Origin of the sequence: Robinsoniella sp. KNHs210 (assembly GCF_000686105.1) — a bacterium.
Lineage (GTDB): Bacteria > Bacillota > Clostridia > Lachnospirales > Lachnospiraceae > Robinsoniella > Robinsoniella peoriensis.
Map to the genome: position 1 here is coordinate 1,249,449 of NZ_JMLZ01000002.1, position 17,826 is coordinate 1,267,274.

At 41.4% G+C, this 17,826-nt stretch carries 18 protein-coding genes; 17 read left to right on the forward strand and 1 reads right to left on the reverse strand.

Translation table 11 applies throughout. From position 1 onward, the window contains the following. The first annotated feature begins 2 nt into the window (after window positions 1-2). From CD03_RS0112335 to CD03_RS0112350, 3 genes are all read left to right on the forward strand, one after another. Complete coding sequence (locus tag CD03_RS0112335) at window positions 3-704, forward strand: GntR family transcriptional regulator (RefSeq protein WP_027293906.1); 702 nt, start codon at window positions 3-5, stop codon at window positions 702-704. Continuing rightward, a complete protein-coding gene (locus tag CD03_RS0112340; RefSeq protein WP_027293907.1) occupies window positions 701-1,903 on the forward strand; it encodes an NADP-dependent isocitrate dehydrogenase in 1,203 nt (400 codons plus the stop codon). The genes CD03_RS0112335 and CD03_RS0112340 overlap by 4 nt, the downstream gene beginning before the upstream one ends. 373 nt (window positions 1,904-2,276) lie before the next feature. Next, window positions 2,277-3,173, forward strand: coding sequence for an SPL family radical SAM protein (locus CD03_RS0112350; protein WP_027293908.1), 897 nt, complete (start codon window positions 2,277-2,279; stop codon window positions 3,171-3,173). 142 nt (window positions 3,174-3,315) lie between these two features. Here CD03_RS0112350 and abc-f read toward each other — a convergent pair whose 3' ends face one another. After that, entirely contained in the window at window positions 3,316-5,232 is a 1,917-nt protein-coding gene (gene abc-f, locus CD03_RS0112355) for a ribosomal protection-like ABC-F family protein (RefSeq protein WP_027293909.1), read from the reverse strand. A 162-nt stretch (window positions 5,233-5,394) separates the two neighbouring features. On the opposite strand from abc-f, the gene CD03_RS0112360 reads away from it, so the two are divergent. The 14 genes from CD03_RS0112360 (at window position 5,395) to CD03_RS33345 (ending at window position 17,820) form a co-directional block, all read left to right on the forward strand. Next, the gene (locus CD03_RS0112360; protein WP_027293910.1) at window positions 5,395-6,714 is read left to right on the forward strand and encodes an aspartate kinase; all 1,320 of its coding nucleotides are present in this window, start codon (window positions 5,395-5,397) and stop codon (window positions 6,712-6,714) included. Between the two features lie 161 nt (window positions 6,715-6,875). After that, a complete protein-coding gene (locus CD03_RS0112365; RefSeq protein ID WP_027293911.1) occupies window positions 6,876-7,526 on the forward strand; it encodes a redox-sensing transcriptional repressor Rex in 651 nt (216 codons plus the stop codon). An 82-nt stretch (window positions 7,527-7,608) separates the two neighbouring features. Next, window positions 7,609-9,117 carry an NAD(P)H-hydrate dehydratase gene (locus tag CD03_RS0112370; protein WP_027293912.1) on the forward strand — a complete coding sequence of 503 codons (1,509 nt, stop codon included), beginning with the start codon at window positions 7,609-7,611 and terminating at the stop codon, window positions 9,115-9,117. Then, a complete protein-coding gene (gene alr / locus CD03_RS0112375) occupies window positions 9,104-10,273 on the forward strand; it encodes an alanine racemase (RefSeq protein ID WP_027293913.1) in 1,170 nt (389 codons plus the stop codon). Before CD03_RS0112370 ends, alr begins: the two co-directional genes overlap by 14 nt. Before the next feature lie 197 nt (window positions 10,274-10,470). Continuing rightward, entirely contained in the window at window positions 10,471-10,818 is a 348-nt protein-coding gene (locus CD03_RS0112385; RefSeq protein WP_027293914.1) for a type II toxin-antitoxin system PemK/MazF family toxin, read from the forward strand. A 136-nt stretch (window positions 10,819-10,954) separates the two neighbouring features. Next, window positions 10,955-12,316 (forward strand): hemolysin family protein, encoded by a 1,362-nt coding sequence (locus CD03_RS0112390; RefSeq protein WP_027293915.1) that lies wholly within the window; start codon window positions 10,955-10,957, stop codon window positions 12,314-12,316. Between the two features lie 24 nt (window positions 12,317-12,340). Further along, entirely contained in the window at window positions 12,341-13,069 is a 729-nt protein-coding gene (locus tag CD03_RS0112395) for a YebC/PmpR family DNA-binding transcriptional regulator (protein ID WP_027293916.1), read from the forward strand. A gap of 168 nt (window positions 13,070-13,237) precedes the next feature. Beyond that, complete coding sequence (locus CD03_RS0112400) at window positions 13,238-13,558, forward strand: hypothetical protein (protein ID WP_156042881.1); 321 nt, start codon at window positions 13,238-13,240, stop codon at window positions 13,556-13,558. Window positions 13,559-13,746: 188 nt separating this feature from the next. Further along, on the forward strand, window positions 13,747-14,031 hold the full coding sequence (locus tag CD03_RS39950; protein WP_027293918.1) for a LacI family DNA-binding transcriptional regulator: 285 nt from the start codon (window positions 13,747-13,749) through the stop codon (window positions 14,029-14,031). Window positions 14,032-14,080: 49 nt separating this feature from the next. Then, window positions 14,081-14,239: a hypothetical protein gene (locus CD03_RS37815; RefSeq protein WP_156042883.1), complete on the forward strand. Its 159-nt coding sequence runs from the start codon at window positions 14,081-14,083 to the stop codon at window positions 14,237-14,239. Between the two features lie 67 nt (window positions 14,240-14,306). Continuing rightward, the gene (locus CD03_RS36015; protein WP_052377779.1) at window positions 14,307-15,368 is read left to right on the forward strand and encodes an Ig-like domain-containing protein; all 1,062 of its coding nucleotides are present in this window, start codon (window positions 14,307-14,309) and stop codon (window positions 15,366-15,368) included. 129 nt (window positions 15,369-15,497) lie between these two features. Then, window positions 15,498-15,647 carry a CD1871A family CXXC motif-containing protein gene (locus CD03_RS33340; protein ID WP_044289333.1) on the forward strand — a complete coding sequence of 50 codons (150 nt, stop codon included), beginning with the start codon at window positions 15,498-15,500 and terminating at the stop codon, window positions 15,645-15,647. Window positions 15,648-15,658: 11 nt separating this feature from the next. Continuing rightward, the gene (locus CD03_RS0112425) at window positions 15,659-16,537 is read left to right on the forward strand and encodes a 4Fe-4S binding protein (protein ID WP_027293919.1); all 879 of its coding nucleotides are present in this window, start codon (window positions 15,659-15,661) and stop codon (window positions 16,535-16,537) included. Between the two features lie 131 nt (window positions 16,538-16,668). Beyond that, window positions 16,669-17,820: an ABC transporter substrate-binding protein gene (locus CD03_RS33345; RefSeq protein WP_063837243.1), complete on the forward strand. Its 1,152-nt coding sequence runs from the start codon at window positions 16,669-16,671 to the stop codon at window positions 17,818-17,820. The last annotated feature ends 6 nt before the right edge of the window (window positions 17,821-17,826 follow it).

The window sequence follows — 17,826 nt, forward strand, 5'->3', positions numbered from 1 at the left end:
TTTTGAGTAATCATGAAATGCTTAAAGAAGTAAATGATAAATATTCGCTTCGTGGAAGGGTGTTCCATACCATACGGGAAGATATTTTAAATGGCAGATACCGCCAGGAAGAAGAATTGCGGGAAACTGCTATCGGTGCAGAATTAGGTGTAAGCCGGACTCCGGTGCGGGAAGCCTTAAGACAGCTGGAGCTGGAAGGTCTGGTAAAGATCGTTCCAAATAAAGGTGCTTATGTGACCGGAATTACCCCCGCAGACGTCAAGGATATTTATATGATCCGTGCAAGGCTGGAAGGATTATGTGCCAGAATGGCTGCAGAGTCCATCACTCCAAAAGAGCTGGAGCATTTGGAAGAAATCATAATGTTAGCGGAATTCCATGAGAAACAGAAGCATTATGAGCAATTATTTTCGTTAGACAGCAAGTTTCATGAAACTTTATATGAAGCCTGTCAGAGTAAAATGCTGGAACATTTGTTGTCGGATTTCCACCATTATGTACAAAGGGCCCGTAAGCTGGCGCTGAAGCATCAGGAAAGGGCAGAAAAGTCGACTTATGAACACCGACAGATATTAGAAGCAATCCGTGAACGAAATCCGGATAAGGCAGATGAACTGGCTACGCTGCATATTATGAATACGATACATAATATGAATCATTACAAGATAGAAAACATTTTAGATGAAAATGGAGGACAAGCATGAGCAAAATTCAGATGAAGACACCGTTGGTAGAGATGGATGGAGATGAAATGACAAGGATTCTTTGGCAGATGATCAAAGATGAATTACTGAATCCTTTTATTGAACTCAATACTGAATACTATGATTTAGGACTGGAACACCGCAATGAGACAGATGACAAGGTGACATTTGACAGTGCATATGCAACCAAGAAATACGGTGTAGCAGTGAAATGTGCGACCATTACGCCAAATGCTGCCAGAATGCCGGAATACAATTTAAAAGAAATGTGGAAAAGCCCTAATGGCACTATCCGTGCGATCTTAGACGGAACGGTATTTCGTACTCCGATTATCGTAAAAGGAATTGAGCCATGTGTGAAAAATTGGAAAAAGCCAATCACAATTGCCAGACATGCATACGGAGATGTATATAAAGCTACAGAAATGAAAATTCCGGGAGCAGGTAAGGCAGAGCTTGTCTATACAGATACAGACGGTAATGAATCCAGAGAGCTGATTCATGATTTTACAGGAGCAGGAATCCTTCAGGGTATGCATAATGTAAATGATTCCATTGAAAGCTTTGCTAAAAGCTGCTTTAACTATGCACTTGATACCAGGCAGGATCTTTGGTTTGCTACAAAAGACACCATTTCTAAAAAATATGACCATACATTCAAAGACATATTCCAGGAGATCTTTGATGCAGAGTATGCCAAAAAGTTCGAAGAAGCAGGCATTACTTATTTCTACACACTGATTGATGATGCGGTTGCCCGTGTTATGAAATCAGAAGGCGGTTACATTTGGGCTTGTAAAAATTATGATGGAGATGTAATGAGTGATATGGTTTCTTCTGCGTTTGGTTCTCTTGCTATGATGACCTCTGTATTAGTATCTCCGGAAGGCTTCTTTGAGTACGAAGCTGCCCACGGTACCGTACAGAGACATTATTACAAACACTTAAAGGGCGAAGAAACTTCCACAAATTCCGTTGCAACCATTTTTGCATGGACCGGTGCACTTCGTAAACGCGGTGAACTGGATGATAATAAAGAATTAATGGAGTTTGCTGACAAACTGGAAAAAGCTACGGTAAAGACCATCGAAGATGGCAAAATGACAAAAGACTTAGCGCTGATTACCAGTACTCCAAACCCGGTTGTATTAAACAGCGAAGATTTCATTAAAGCAGTACGTGCTGAACTGGAGATTTAAATAAAAAATATTTATGCAGGGCATATCAGAATCAGATTGGTTTTGATATGCTTTTTGAGTATCTAAGCAGCAGTTCTTTAGATGCCAATTTATCCTGACGATGATAAAATTGAGTTATATTGTTCGAATAGGGGGAAGGATATTGCGTTTTCTTACAGAACAAAATTCATCAACTTTTGTGGCGGGTTCATCTATCATTAACATACAGGTATTTGTCCTGATATTACTTGCAATATTAATTGCTATTCTTTTTGGTGTTAAATATGTTATTAAAAGAAAGTATATGTGGGAAATTTAATGATCATTAGTATAAGTATCGGAAAGGCATAACGGAATTTGTTGAATTTTGATATGCCTTTTTTGGAGGTGAAAAATGGCAGTTTACAAAGAAATTACCTGTGCATCAGCTTGTAATAAATTAAAACGCAAAATTCCCTATGGCTGGGATTTGAATATTTATCGTGGCTGCGAACATGAATGCAGATATTGCTATGCCATGTATTCCAATGAGTATCTGGGCTCAGGAGATTATTTTGAAGAAATATATGTCAAAACTAATATTGCAGAGCAGTTGGAAAAGGAACTGAGTTCTCCCAACTGGAAAAGGGAAGTTGTAAATATCGGAGGGGTTACAGACAGCTATCAGCCTGCAGAAAGTATCTATAAACAGATGCCGGATATCCTTAAATTAATGATCAGGTATAAAACGCCCTGCATTATTTCTACAAAATCTGATCTGATCCTGCGCGACTATGATTTAATTGCTGAACTGGCAGGGATCACATATGTAAATGTAGCGGCAACTATCACTTGTATGGATGAAGGAATACGGAAAAAAATAGAACCAAACGGGGCAGAATCCGTAAAGCGGTTTCAGATGCTGAAGGAGTTTTCCAAAACCAATGCATCTACAGGACTTCATTTTATGCCGATTATTCCTTATTTGACAGACAGCCGCCAAAATGTGGATGCTCTTTACCAGCTGGCAAAAGAGAGTGAAGTGGGGTATGTATTACCCGGAACGCTATATCTTAGGGGAAAGACGCGGAATGTATTTTTTGACTTTATTTCTAAAGAATATCCCAATTTGTATGAGCCGCTGAAAACGCTGTATCAAACAGGGGGAGCACCAAAGACATATAAAAACCAACTTTATCAGATGGTAAATGAATTAAAAGAAAAATACGGTTTATCCGGCAGTTATTCTAAATTAATGAAAGAGAAGATGAACCAGCCCCAGTATACACAACTCTCATTATTCGATCTGTAGAGTGGAAATATACTGGCTTGTTTGATTGAGCGGCAGCAGACTGGAATAACCTGTTACGATAAAAACCCCATACTATAATCATCTGTGCAGACACACAGGTATATTATGGTATGGGGTTTTTGATTTATCATTTCCACGCAGGCTATTCAGCCAGTTCCGCCCAGGCTTCATAAAGTGTTTCCAGTTCTTCCTGAACAGCGGCTTTTTCTGTGTTTAAGGATAGACATTTTTCAACGTCGGTATAAATCTCTTCTTTTGTCAGCAGTTCATCAATTTCGCCATCTCTGGTTTCCAGTTGGTGGATGCGGTCTTCCGTCTTTTTTAAGTCATTCTGACGTTTGCGGATACGTGCCTGTTCTTCTTTTTGCTGTTTCCAATCCAGTTTTGCGTGGTTGTCATCTTCCGATGTACCCTCAGCAGTAGCAGTGGAAGCTGCAGCATAAATCCGGGTCAGCTCATCTTTCTTTTCCAGATAATAATCGTAATTGCCGATATAGTTAACTAAAGTATTGCCGGTAAGATCCATGATACGAGTTGCCGTCTGGTTGATAAAATAACGGTCATGGGATACATAAAGGACAGTACCGGTATATTGATTCAGTGCATTTTCTAGAATTTCTTTCGAAACAATGTCCAAATGGTTGGTAGGCTCATCCAGGATGATGAAATTAGCTTTGGAGAGCATAAGTTTAGCCAGGGAAACACGTCCTCTTTCTCCACCGCTTAAATCCTTGATTCGTTTAAACACATCATCTCCGGTAAATAGAAATGCTGCAAGGATATTACGGATTTCTGTGTTGGTAAGGTTGGGATAAGCATCGGAGAGTTCTTCAAATAAAGTTTTCTCCATGTGTAAAACATGGTGCTCCTGATCGTAATATCCGATGTGGACTTTACTTCCCAGTGTAAACTTTCCGGCATCTGCCTGAATAACACCGTTGATAATCTTTAAGATCGTTGTTTTTCCGGTACCGTTATTACCGATAATTGCAACTTTTTCTCCCCGCTTGATTTCAAAATCCAGATCCTGAAATAAGGTATTTCCATCAAAAGATTTTTTGAGTCCTTCCACGGTCAGTACATCATTTCCGCTCAGAATTTTTGGTTCCAGCGTTATGTGTATTTCAGAGGTCTGTGTTACCGGTTTGTCCAGAACTTCAATCTTATCCAACATTTTTTCACGGCTTTCCGCCCGGCGGATAGATTTTTCCCGGTTAAAGGATTTTAGTTTGGTGATAACTTCCTGCTGATGTTTGATTTCCTGCTGCTGATTTAGGTATGCTTTTAACTTTGCATCCCGGATCATCGCCCGTTTTTGCGCATAATCCGTGTAATTCCCTAGGTAGGTGGTAACCTCACCATTGTCAATTTCTACTACTTTCGTTACCACACGGTTTAAGAAATAGCGGTCATGCGCTACGATGATTACGGCACCGTTGTAGTTCAGAAGATAGGTTTCCAGCCATGCAATGGAGTTCATATCCAGGTGGTTTGTAGGCTCATCCAGGAGAATAATGTCCGGATTGGAAAGAAGCAGTTTACCAAGAGCCACACGGGTTTTCTGGCCGCCTGAGAGTGTATTGATGGGTTTGTCAAATTCGTCTTCGGTAAAGCCAAGACCCTTTAAAACCCCTACGATTTCACTTTTATAGGCATAGCCGTTTTTGTGTTCAAATTCCATTGTTAGCCGGTTATAGGTTTCCAGGATTTCGGTAAGTCTGGCACCTTCCAGGATCTTCATTTCCTGTTCCATGGTTCGGATCCGCTGTTCCAGTTCGATTACATCCCGTTTTACTTCCAAAAGTTCTTCATAAATCGTATTTTCATTTGTAACAGACTGATGCTGTGCCAGGTAGCCGATGGATTTTCCGCGGGTGATTATCACTTCACCGGAATCCGCAGGCATTTCCTGCATGATAATTTTCAGGAGGGTAGATTTACCGGCTCCGTTAATTCCCACGATTGCTGTTTTTTCACGATCTTCTATATGGAAGGAAGCATTCTTAATAATTTCAGTTGTTCCAAATGCTTTGCTTATGTTCTGACATGCAAGTATCATAAGTAATTCACCCAATCTTTCTCATATTTATCAGAAACTATTATAATAGATAATCCGGGTTTTGCAAATAGATTTCTTCAAAAATACTGGACTTTATGCATGATTTGCGATAATATAGGGATATTGTTACGTTTATGGATATACAAGAGGAGGAAATTGGTAATGAAGAAAGTAGTAAAATTTGGCGGCAGTTCATTAGCAAACGCAGAGCAGTTTCAAAAGGTAGCCGACATTATCCGTGCAGATGAAGCAAGAAGATATGTAATTCCTTCCGCACCGGGTAAACGCTTCTCAAGTGATATTAAAGTTACAGATATGCTTTATGAATGCTATGACATTGCAGAATCCGGTAAAAAATTTACCGCGAAGCTGGATAAAATAAAAGAGCGCTATAACGAAATTATCAAAGGATTGGAACTGGACCTTTCTTTGGATCATGAATTTGAAGTAATTCATGAAAATTTTGAGAACAAAGCAGGCAGCAACTACGCAGCTTCCAGAGGAGAATATTTGAATGGTATCATTATGGCAAACTATCTGGGCTATGAGTTTGTAGATGCCGCTGAAGTAATTTTCTTTGATGAAGCCGGAAACTTTGATGAAGTTAAAACAGATAAAGAACTTGCAAACAGATTAAAAGACACGGAAAGGGCGGTCGTACCCGGATTTTACGGTGCAAAACCGGACGGATCTGTTAAAACATTTTCAAGAGGCGGTTCCGATGTAACGGGTTCCATTGTTGCAAAAGCAATTCAGGCTGATTTATATGAAAACTGGACAGATGTATCCGGCTTTCTCGTGACAGATCCGCGGATCATTGAAAATCCGGAGGTAATCGAGACCATTACATACCGTGAATTAAGAGAGCTTGCATATATGGGGGCCACTGTACTTCACGAGGATGCTATTTTCCCGGTTCGCAAAGCGGAAATCCCCATTAATATTAAAAATACCAATGCTCCTCAGGAAAAGGGAACTCTGATCGTGGCTCATACCTGTCATAAACCGAAATATACGATTACCGGTATTGCCGGTAAAAAAGGTTTTGCAGCCATCAATATTGAAAAAGATATGATGAATGCGGAAATTGGATTTGGACGCAAAGTGCTTGGAGTGTTTGAAGAAAATGATATTTCTTTCGAACATATGCCTTCCGGAATTGACACCATGACCGTATTTGTACATCAGTCAGAATTTGAAGAAAAAGAACAGAAGGTACTTCAGGGAATCCAGCGAAATGTTCATCCGGATTATATTGATTTAGAATCCGATCTTGCATTGATCGCAGTAGTAGGCAGAGGAATGCGTTCTACAAGAGGCACTGCAGGAAGAATTTTCTCAGCGCTTGCCCATGCAAATATTAACGTAAAAATGATCGATCAGGGATCAAGTGAATTAAATATTATTATTGGTGTACGTAATGAAGATTTTGAGACGGCGATTAAAGCTATTTACGATATTTTCGTTACAATCCAGCTCTAACATCGATTCACCTGTCCCCATTATCGGTATGAATGTGCCAAAATGCCTGTATAACAGGAAATTTTGTATTTTCTGCCATAATAGTTTGACATGAAATTCACAATTCGTTATAATGTTTATACGATAGAGTAAACGAGATTATGCATTTGGAGGATGGTATTGTGGAGGAAAAGGAAATTTCAAAAGCCGTCATAAAAAGGCTGCCTCGTTATTACCGTTATCTGGGAGACTTGCTGGAGGATGGTGTGGAGCGGATATCTTCGAACGAATTAAGCGACCGCATGCAGGTGACAGCATCTCAGATTCGGCAGGATTTAAATAACTTTGGTGGTTTTGGACAACAGGGATACGGTTATAACGTGAAGTATCTTTACAATGAAATAGGAAAGATTTTGGGTCTGGATAAAACTTATAATATGATTATTGTAGGAGCCGGCAATCTGGGACAGGCATTGGCAAACTATGTGAAGTTTGAAAAGCGCGGGTTCTGGATTAAAGGTATCTTCGATGTAAATCCAAGGCTACAGGGCGTGACGGTACGTGGAATTGCGATTCGGATGACAGATGATCTTCCGCAGTTTGTCAGAGATAATGAGATTAAAATTGCAGCGCTTACCCTGCCTAAGGAGAACGCTGAACAGATGGCGAACCTGCTGATTGAGAACGGCGTGAAGGCAATCTGGAATTTTGCTCATATTGATCTGCGCCTGCCGGAGGATGTAATTGTAGAAAATGTACATCTTTCAGAGAGCCTGATGCAGTTATCCTATAACATTAACCGTTATGAAAGAGAACATGAAATTAAAGAATAAGTAAGTGGACAAAATAACGCGTAGGAGGATATCAGAAAGATATTTTTACGCGTTGTTTTGCGTTTGAAAGTGGGTGAAAGATATGGAGTACCTGGTAACAGCAGAAGAAATGAAGCGCTGCGATCAGACAACAATAGAAAAGATAGGGGTACCATCCATGGTTTTGATGGAACGGGCAGCCCTGGCATGTGTGGAAGAGCTGGTGGACGGCAGTTTTAACCTTGAAAATGTACTGGTGGTGTGTGGAAGCGGCAATAATGGTGGCGATGGTTTTGCCATTGCAAGGCTGCTGCATCTGCGAGGGATAGCTGTTTGTGTATATTTTGCGGGAAATGAGGCATCTTGTACACAAGAAACCAGATTGCAGAAGAATATCTGCGAAAAATATGGTGTGATTTTTGTAAGTAAGTTGGGGGTAGGTGAATATACTAGTATAGTAGACGCTATGTTTGGAGTAGGTCTATCCAGAAATATCGAAGGCCATTATGCGGATGTGATCGGTTATATGAATCAGTCAGAGGCAGCTGTTCTGGCGGTGGATATAGCTTCCGGAATCAGTGCGGACACCGGGAAAGTGATGGGAACGGCGGTAAGGGCAATAAAAACAGTAACGTTTGCATTTAAAAAGATCGGCCACGTCTTATATCCCGGAACAGAGTATGCAGGGGGCGTCATTGTGAAGGATATAGGAATTACCGTGGATGGTTTTGGAAATCAGCTGCCTGGAGTCGTCTCTTACACAGAAAGGGATCTGCAGCAGCTGCCTCCCAGATTTGCGTATTCCAATAAGGGCACTTACGGAAGGGTTCTTGTAGTGGCCGGAACTTATAATATGTGCGGGGCAGCTTTTCTATCAGCAAAGGCAGCCTATAAAACAGGGGCAGGACTGGTGCGGATTTTCACGGAAGAGAGTAACCGTACCATGCTCCAGACTATGCTGCCGGAAGCAATTCTTACCACTTATGATACCTGTGATTACAGGCATGAGCAGTTGGAAGAAGCAGCAGAATGGGCAGATGTGATTGTATTTGGACCCGGAATTGGAAAGAAAGCAGAAAAGCGCAGAATGCTGGAACTTCTTATAAAGGTACAGGATAAGCCGCTTTTGATTGATGCAGATGGTCTGAATCTGCTGGCAGAAAATCCACAGCCTTTGGGCGAACGGAAACGTCCGGCAGTGGTGACGCCTCATGTGGGCGAAATGAGCAGACTCTGTCATGCAGAAAAAAAAGATATTCTGGATAACCTATTACAAACAGCGTGTACTTATGCATCTAAACAGAGAGTGGTCTGTGTATTAAAGGATGCAAGGACAATTGTATCAGACGGGCAGAAAATCTATGTGAACCAGAGTGGAAATAACGGAATGGCAGTGGGTGGTTCCGGGGATGTGCTTACGGGTATTATAGCAGGGTTGATGGCTCAGAAAATGCCGGAAGCCCAGGCGGCCAGACTAGGGGTATATCTGCACGGCCTGGCGGGTGATGCAGCACGGGACAGATGTGGTACATATGCCATGCTGGCAACCGATATCATTGAAGGATTACAGGAAATACTTATCAGAGGAGAAAAGGAACATGCAGAAATATAGCAGGGTCTGCGCTGTCATCAGCCTGGATGCCGTAGAAGAAAACTTTAAGAACATGAGAGCAAATACAAATCCGGAAACCAGGATGATTGCAGTGGTAAAAACCGACGGATACGGACATGGGGCAGTTCCTGTGGCAAAGCTTGTGGAAGATTATGATTATATCTGGGGATTTGCCGTTGCAACTGCGGAAGAGGCTCAGATTCTTAAAAGGAACCAAATCCAAAAGCCTATTCTGATTTTAGGCTATACGTTTGAAGAACATTTTGAAATGCTGGTAAGGCTTGATATACGACCGGTCGTGTTCAAATTGGATACGGCTATAGCCCTGTCGGAGGAAGCGGGAAGACAGGGAAAGACGATTTATGTTCATCTGGGATTAGATACGGGAATGAGCAGGATTGGATTTACAGATACAAAAGAGAGTATTGAAGTGATCCTGGAAATTGCTAAATTACCAAACCTTAAGATAGAAGGGCTGTTTACCCACTTCGCCAGATCGGATGAAGCAGATAAAACCAGTGCATGGGGGCAGTTTGCGCGCTGTCAGGACTTTTTGGAAAAATTGTCGGCAGCAGGGATTAGGATTCCCCTCAAACATTGCAGCAACAGTGCAGGGATTATCGATCTTCCGGAAGCGAATATGGACGCAGTGCGTCCCGGCATCAGTATTTACGGAATTTATCCTTCCCAGGAAGTAAAGAAGGAGAGTGTTCCGCTTAAGCCTGTAATGCAGCTCAAGAGCCATATTGTTTACATAAAGGAATTAGAAGCAGGAATTCCTGTCAGTTATGGTGGCACGTTTGTTACAGAAAAGAAAACAAAGGTGGCTACGATTCCGGTGGGATATGGAGATGGTTATCCACGCAGCCTGTCAGGTAAAGGATGGGTTTTGATTCATGGAAAAAAAGCGCCGATTCTGGGGAGAGTCTGCATGGATCAGTTTATGGTGGATATCAGTGAAATCGATGAAGCAAAGGAATTGGATGAAGTTACGCTGTTTGGGGAGAGCGAGGGGGCAATCCTGCCGGTAGAAGACTTAAGCAGTATCTGCGGACGTTTTCCATATGAATTTGTCTGTGATATTGGTAAACGGATACCCAGGGTATATGTCCACAAAGGGGAGATTGTGTTGACGAGGGATTATTTTAACGAATAATGCCCGGTAAGTTCAATACCCTGCAGCTTGCTGCAGGGTATTGGATCCTTGCGGCATTCGCCGGACGGACATCAAGTTTGTCCGTTTGGGCCGATGCCGCAAGAATATGAACACAAAGATGCATACTCATGAAGAATATGGAAATACTAGAGTTAATCTTTAATTAGCAATAACGTATGAATCGGAGTGTGAAATGTGTGATTATTAAACGTGGAGATATTTTTTATGCGGACCTGCGGCCGGTAATTGGGTCCGAACAAGGGGGAATCCGGCCTGTTCTGATTATTCAGAATGATATTGGAAATAAGCACAGCCCAACAGTGATCTGTGCTGCCATTACATCGAAGATGAATAAGGCGAAGCTGCCAACCCATGTGGAAATAGATGCTGGAAAATATGCGATCGTTAAAGATTCGGTCATTCTTCTGGAACAGCTTCGTACCATCGATAAAAAACGATTAAAAGACAGAGTGTGTCATCTGGATATGGAAATCTTACGTCAGGTAGACCGGGCACTTAAAATCAGTCTGGAATTATCTACATAACTTGACTAATTCCCGGGAAGATGATATATTTTCTATTGATATGTAACTGTTTCATTGTTAAACCCCTGAATAGGGTAACTTTGAAAGTGATTTTCTTTCGCACTTAACAGTACAACAAGAAGGAGTATTTTTACAAATGGATAGTGGTGGGAGTCCTGCGACAGGATTCATCGTTTTTTTAATATTTATATTGCTGGATGCAGTATTATTTGGATTTGGATCTGCCGTTCAGGCACTGAATGAAGGCGAATTGGAGCGGGAAGAGGCACAGGGCAGCAGTAAAGCCAGGATGCTTCTGCGCGCCAAGGAGGCTCCAGACCGGCTGATTAGCACAATTCAGGTCACAACAACACTTGTCTGTATGCTGACGGGCGGAGTAATGATGCATCCGGCAACTGCTTTATGGAAGCGGGTCCTGGATAGAACCGGTCTCGGACAAATATTGCCGATGGGTGTTTATCTTTTTATAAATGCGTTTTTGGCAGTTGTCTGTATGCTTTTTCTTTTGTATACATTTGGCATACTGCTCCCGAAAAAACTGGGAGCGCATTATTGCAGGAAATGGGCATTTGGACAGGTAACGCTTGTGCATACAATCGTGGTTCTGTTTAGTCCCGTTACATATTTATTTACATCAGTTGTAAATGTAATTATCCGGCTTTTTGGAATTGATCCGAAGAAATTGCAGGATGATGTAACGGAAGAGGAAATTATCTCTATGGTAAACGAAGGCCATGAACAGGGAGTCCTGGAAGCAAGTGAAGCGGAGATGATTAATAATATATTTGAATTCCGGGATAAAGAAGCCCAGGATATTATGACCCACAGGAAGAATATTATAGCGGTAAATGAGGAAAAAACCCTCAAGGAAAGCCTGCAGTTTATGCTGGACAGTACGAATTCCAGATTTCCGGTATTTGAGGATAATATCGATAATATTACCGGCATTCTGCATTTAAAAGATGCCATGCGTTTTCATACCAGAAAAGGATATGACAATTGGGCAATCAAAGATATACCCGAATTAATCCGGCCGGCCATATTTATTCCGGAGACCAGGAACATTAATCTTTTGTTCCAGAGTATGCAGTCCAAAAAGCTTCAGATGGTAATCGTTGCAGATGAGTATGGCCAGACAGCAGGCTTAATCGCATTAGAAGATATCCTGGAAGAGATCGTTGGGAATATTATGGATGAATATGATCTGGATGAGATGCTGATCGAGGAACTGCCGGACGGGAAATATATTATGGATGGTATGACGCCCCTTGAAGATGTAGAAGAAATACTTCATATAGAGCTTCAGTCAGATGATTTTGAAACATTAAATGGATATTTGATTTACCGTCTGGATAAAATACCGGACGAAAAAGAAGACTCAGAAATTATAGTAGACGGTTATGCGTTTAAGATATTAAACGTTGCCAACAAAACTATACAAAAAGTACGAGTCAGCAAATCAGAGGAAGAGATTCCGAAAGAAATAACAAAAGAATAAAGAAAGATAAAAGGAGTAATCAAGATGTCAGGACATTCAAAATTTGCCAATATTAAACACAAAAAGGAAAAAAATGATGCTGCGAAAGGTAAGATCTTTACCATAATTGGAAGAGAAATCGCTGTTGCCGTAAAAGAAGGCGGAGCTGATCCGGATAATAACAGCAGACTTCGTGATGTAATTGCAAAAGCGAAAGCCAATAACATGCCAAATGATACCATAGACCGTGGGATTAAAAAAGCTGCCGGTGATGCAAATGCAGTTAATTATGAATATGTTTCCTATGAAGGTTATGGTCCTAGCGGTATTGCTATCATTGTAGATGCACTTACCGATAATAAGAATCGTACAGCTGCCAATGTAAGAAGTGCTTTTACAAAAGGAAGCGGAAGCATCGGAACACCCGGATGTGTGTCCTATAGTTTTGATAAAAAAGGACAGATCATTATTGACAAAGAAGAATGTGAAATGGACGCAGATGATTTAATGATGATTGCTTTGGATGCAGGCGCAGAGGACTTCCAGGAAGAAGAGGACAGTTATGAGATCATTACAGATCCTGATGAATTCAGTAACGTGCGTGAAGCGTTGGAAAAAGAAGGCATCCGGATGGCGGAAGCAGAAGTAACCATGATTCCGCAAAATTATGTGGAATTGACGGATGAAACTGCGGTTAAGAATCTGCAGAAAACCTTAGACCTTTTGGATGAAGACGATGATGTACAGAATGTATACCATAACTGGGACGAGTAAGGCAGATTAAATAATTGTGAGAACAGGACTTTATGTTTGTTTCCGATGGAGACTGGCATGAAGTCTTTTTTTGCTTTAAAGGAAAATAGGTAGGAAATAGTCTATATCCAGAACATTATCATAACTCATAGGTAAGTCAAGATTGACGCAACAAGTGTGATGTTTGCTATGAGAAGCATGTTGGCCGTGTATGAGGAGAATAAAGATGTGGACCTGCTTTGCGGAGACTGTTCGTTTCAGGAGGTGATTCCTGATTTAATGCAGATTGCAGGATATAGCAGGGATGAAAAACTGGCGTTGCTGGGGAAAATAGTAACCAGGGGGATGCAGCAAGGGTTGTCCACTCCCGGAATTATGTATGATTATGCAATGCCGGGCATACAATGTGAAGGATTTATGACATCCGTATGGCTGATACAGAATACAGTGAAATTTCTGGTGCGGCGGCAAAGAATAAGGGTGATGATAACGATACCTGTAATGGTTTAGTAAATGCGATGGCAATATACAATCTCGATAGCCTGGAGAAGTACTATGGCACTCTGGATTTTGAGAAAATAATTTAAATTTGTATTAACACAAGTTAGAAATGATGTTATAATTATTATCATATATACGGATCGTTCTGAACTTTCGTATTCCCGTAATTCTAAATACTGATGAGGAATAGATAATGAATGGTGACAATTAGTAAGATTGCTGAAATAGCCGGTGTCTCAAGAGGAACGGTAGACAGGGTACTCAATAACCGCTATAAAGCAGCACGTGAAAAGGCGAAAGAACTGGAGGCTTTTGGAGTCAGTGTAAATTTATATCTGATCAAGGAGTTGTCGGACCGGGCTATTGAGCCCCTGCTTGCACAGGTAGAAGCGGATGCGCCGGACGGAATTGCGATACTGCCGCTGCAGATGGAGTCGATAGCAGTTTTCATAAAAAAATGGATGCAAAAAACGTACCCATAGTTTTTATGAATCTTGATATGGAAGATACCCAAAGGCTGTCTTATGTGAATTGGTTAGAGCCACACCGGATCTGGATGCGATTTATGTAGTAAATCCGGGCGATTATAGCATTTGTGAGGAAATAGCCAAAGTGGACATGCAGAAAAGAATTCGCATTATTACAAATGATATCGTAAGCAGACAGATGTATTTGATTGACAAAGTGTGATTGGTGCGACAATCGGGCAGCAACCTGAAAACAGAGGAATGTTGTCCATGAATTTAGGAGGAAAGTTATGTGCGGAGCAGGGAGTAAAGTAAAAAGATTGTTATTGGGAGTAGCGGCGGCGCTGGTATTTTTTAGTGTAGTCCCGGATGTATTACCGCTTACTCAGAATGTTTCCATGGTAAAGGCGGCTGGCATAAAAATTGTACCAAAGAATGTTACCTTGATTAAGGGACAACGAAAAAAGCTGAAGGTGACAGGAACAAAGAAAAAAGTTACCTGGTCTATTAGCAATAGGAAAATTGCAGAGGTCAAAAAAGATGGAACACTGGTCGCAAAGTCCGGTGGTTCGGCTAATATAACGGCAAATGTCGGAGGCAAGAAATATAAAGGCAGCGTCAGGGTAGAAGTTCCCAAATTAAGTGCCGCAAGTAAGACCCTTAAGGTGGGACAGGCTTATAATCTGAAGTTGGAAAAAACAAAGCAGAAGGTTACCTGGAGCAGTTCAAGAAACTCCGTTGCAACAGTAACAAAAAAAGGTAAGGTAGAAGCGAAAAAGACTGGGAGAGCAACCATAACTGCTAAAGTGGCCGGAAAGAAATTTACCTGCACCATTAAGGTAATTGCAAAAACAGATTCACCTGATAAATCCATTTCCGCAAGCCATACTAAATTAAAAAATTTCATTCTCTCCTATGGGGAAAGAAACAGCTCCGGAAATAGGTTTATCAAACAAACAGATGCCCGTTCAGGCTATACATTTGGCATCGTATATGAGAGTGCATATGACAGGTTTAGTTTTTTAAGTGTATTTGATGAAAGCGAAGCAAGCCTGGGGTTTTCCATGAAGGTAGAAACGGTCAGATCTGATTTGATCAAACCTGAACTTATTTTTTCGGTCAACAATTCATATGCCGGGTTCAGGGCAACTGCGGAATTTAATGCATCGAAATATAAGAGGAATTCTAAGGTTTACTTTACAATAAGCAATTATTCAGGGATAGTGACTGAGAGTGGCATACAGGAAACAGCTAATTTGGGACTGCAGTTATCGTTTATGAACTGGGATTATCTGCTGAGAAGCCAGACAGGCCTTTCCATGAAGGATATCGGGTTTACGTCATATAAATAATGGGCAAGAGTACCAGGGGCATCGGTCACAGATGCCCCTGGTTTTGTCTTCGCTTGCAACTTTTTCCCGGGAATGTTATACTAAAACGTGTTTTAAACTGCCGCAATTAATCAAATTGGAGGAAAACAGATGGTAAAATTTTTAAAAGAAAACAAAGCAGCCCTTGTTATCATATGCTCAGCCGCAGTATTCCTCATTGTAGGCGTGTTTAACGGGGAAGCAGCAACGGTGTTCCAAAAGGCAACCAATATATGCCTGGAATGCATTGGGATCGGATAAGGAGGCGTAAGATGAGAATATTGACAAAATTAAGGAATCACATACGTCTCGTTGTACAAATTGCATTTACAGCTGTTTCAAATGGTTATGTGAATGGATTTCTGGGTGGGACCATTTTTAAAGGAAGTACAAAAAATCTCTGTGTGCCGGGTTTGAACTGCTATTCTTGTCCGGGAGCATTGGGGTCTTGCCCCATTGGTTCGCTTCAGGCGGTGCTGGGCAGCCGGAAATACCAGTTCTCTTTCTATGTAATTGGTTTTCTGATGGCATTCGGAGCTTTCTTCGGCCGCTTTATCTGCGGGTGGCTGTGTCCTTTTGGACTTGTTCAGGATTTGCTTCATAAGATTCCGTTTCCGGTAAAAATACGGAAGGTTCCGGGTGATAAGTTTTTAAAGTATCTGAAATACATAATTCTGGTTGTATTTGTTATCATACTACCGATGTTTGCGGTAAATCTTCTGGGAAATGGAGACCCCTGGTTCTGTAAATGGATTTGTCCTTCGGGAACACTCTTTGGCGGTATACCGCTGGTATCAGCCAATCCTCCGCTGCAGGAAGCGATCGGCTTTCTGTTTAACTGGAAGATGGGAATCCTGATTTTAATCATAGTGCTGTCAATCGTAATATACCGCCCATTCTGCAGATATCTTTGCCCATTAGGTGCAATATACGGATGCTTTAACAAAGTGTCCATTTACCGCTATAAAGTGGATGATAAAAAATGTATAAATTGTAAAAAATGCCAGAAAGTATGTGAAATGAATATACCGGTATATGAGACGCCAAACAGTGCAGAATGTATCCGCTGCGGGAAATGCAAAAAATCCTGTCCTACGGGAGCGATATCCTCTACTATGTCAAAACTTTATGGTACATTTTACAAAAAATAGTGGGATTTATTGAATTTTTTCATATAATATATTGACCTTTTTCTTGAAATAGTGTATAGTCACATTTATGAACATGACGCTTTAATGCGAGAAAGCGTTGATTCGGAAAAGAAAATAGGAGTGAGGATATTATGAAAAAAGCATTATCTATGTTATTAGCAATGGGTCTTGTTGTTTCTATGGCTGTTGGATGCGGTTCAAATAGTGGAAGCACTGAGACTTCAGCATCAAAAGAGACAAGCGCAGCTTCTACAGAGGGTGCCTCTGCAGAAGGCGCTGCCACAGACGCAGCAGGAGACACGGATGCTGCAGAAACAGCAAGTGCAGCAAAAGCAGATACGGATAGGGTCTATAAGATTGGTGTCTGTCAGTTGGTGCAGCATGATGCTTTGGATGCGGCTTATGAAGGGTTTGTAGAGGGCTTGAAGGAAGCTGGATACGTAGACGGAGAAAATATCCAGATTGATTACCAGAATGCTCAGGGCGACCAGTCAAACTGCAGTACCATTGCGTCCAAACTGGTTAATGACCAGTCAGATTTAATCCTTGCAATTGCAACACCTGCAGCACAGGCATGCGCAAATGCAACAGAGCAGATTCCTATTGTACTTACAGCAGTTACAGATCCTGCAGCAAGCGGATTAGTTGAATCAAACGAAGCGCCGGGTGCAAATATTACCGGAACATCTGATTTGACACCGGTAAAAGAGCAGATGGACTTATTAAAGGAAATGCTGCCGGATGCAAAGAAAATTGCAATCCTTTACTGCTCCAGTGAAACCAATTCCAAGATCCAGGCTGATATGGCAAAAGAAGCTGCAAAAGCAATCGGATTGGAGACACAGGATGCAACCGTTTCTAACTCTAACGAGATCCAGCAGGTAGTTCAGAACCTGGTTGGTAAAGTAGATGCTATTTATGCGCCTACTGATAATATGATTGCAGCAGGAATGCAGACTGTTTCTATGGTAGCAAATCCGGCTGGTATTCCGATCATCTGCGGTGAAGAAGGAATGGTGAATAACGGAGGCCTTGCAACCAGAGGTATTAATTACTTCAATCTGGGTAAACAGACAGGGGCACAGGCTGCTAAAATTTTAGCCGGCGAAAGTGATCCTGCGGCTATGCCTATCGAGTATTTAAAAGATGTTGATACCGTAATCAACAAAGATGCAGCAGAAGAACTGGGACTTGAGATTCCGGCTGACTTACAGGAGTTTGTTAAAACTCCGGCTGCAACAACAGAGGCTTCTTCAGAGGAGACTTCTGCGACAGAAGAATAAGAAAAG